General features: G+C 54.0%; 1 protein-coding gene. It reads right to left on the bottom strand.

Annotation, left to right across the window (positions count from 1 at the left end; genetic code table 11):
- Positions 1-6: 6 nt before the first annotated feature.
- Positions 7-1212 carry an ISL3 family transposase gene (locus tag AACY44_RS27550; protein ID WP_339427109.1) on the bottom strand — a complete coding sequence of 402 codons (1206 nt, stop codon included), beginning with the start codon at positions 1210-1212 and terminating at the stop codon, positions 7-9.
- Positions 1213-1308 lie beyond the last annotated feature (96 nt).

Raw genomic sequence — 1308 nt, 5'->3', positions numbered from 1 at the left:
GGTTCTTCACGGATTGCCGGGAAAGACACTCTTGATCTTCATGAAGAAGAACTCGCTGTCCCGGTAACCGTACGCCATTCGTTTGATGACCTTTATTCGATTGTTTATTCCTTCCAACTGACCAGTGTGCATTGGCCAGCGTACCCGGCTCACGATGCCCCGCCAGTAGCCCTTTAGTCTCTTTGCGAATTGGATCAGGGCGGGTATTTCGCTTTCTTGAGCGTGACGCAGCCACTGCTTCCAGGCTGATCTCCAGTCCCAGGCATCGCTCGGTGCCCAGAGCATTTTGAGCTCGGCCTTCATCAAGTAGACCGTCATTAACGATTGGTTGGCGGCCAGCAGATCCTGTAAATGAACCTGCTGTTCCGGCTTTTTCAGGTTCTCCGGGTTACGCAATAGCAACCATCGTGCTTGCTTTATGACCTTTCGAGCAGGCTTGTCATGGCGCAGTCGGTTTGCTTCGTCAACGCGAACACGATCAATCACTTCTCGGCCATATTTGGCGATCACATGGAAAAGGTCATAAATCACCCGTGCTTTTGGGCAGTGTTGGCGAACTTCCAGGTCATAAGCCGTGTTCATGTCCATCGCTACCGCTTCAATTCGGGCGCACCCCTCTGGCCCCAGTTCTTTGAAAAACGGTCTGACTGCCGCTCGGCTACGGCCTTCGCCGATCCAAATTACTCGTCGAGTATCAGCGTCCAACACCACGCTGGCGTAGCGATGACCTTTGAATAACGCGAACTCATCCATTATCAAGCGCCTTGGCTGGGCCTTGGGTAAGGCACTCAACGCCGCTTGCAGAGCGCGCCGCTCCAGCAACCGAACGGTCTCCCAGTGCATCCCGAACATTTGCGCAACATGCAGTGTAGGAAGGCGTTCGCAGGCTCGAATAACGGCCTCTGCCAACCGGCGCGTCATGCGGGCGTAGCGATCCAGCCAACTGACGGCTTCCATGCGCTTGCCACAATCACGGCAACTAACACGCCTGAGCTGCACGTTGAGGCGGACTGCGCGACCGAGAATCGGCAAGTCCCGTACGACTCGATCGCAGTACTCATGAGTTGTTGAGCAGAGCTTTTGGCACCCACCACAGATGGGAAATCGCGTGGCCTGGGGGATCAGGTCGATTTGAAGGGCATCGCCGTCAGGTTTGATCGTGACGACAGAAAAGCCCTCCCAAAAGGGAAGAAAAGTATTAATATCACGCATAAGAACGCCGGTTTTTTAGATGTGTTTGCTCGCACGAACATCATCCATCAAATCGGCGTTCTTGTTTCTGTCTTTCCCGTGATTCCGTGAAGAACC

It is taken from the genome of Pseudomonas sp. RA_15y_Pfl1_P11, from assembly GCF_963970975.1.
GTDB lineage: Bacteria > Pseudomonadota > Gammaproteobacteria > Pseudomonadales > Pseudomonadaceae > Aquipseudomonas > Aquipseudomonas tritici.
The sequence above is the reverse complement of the archived record's forward strand: the minus strand, read 5'-3'. Positions and strand labels throughout refer to the sequence as shown.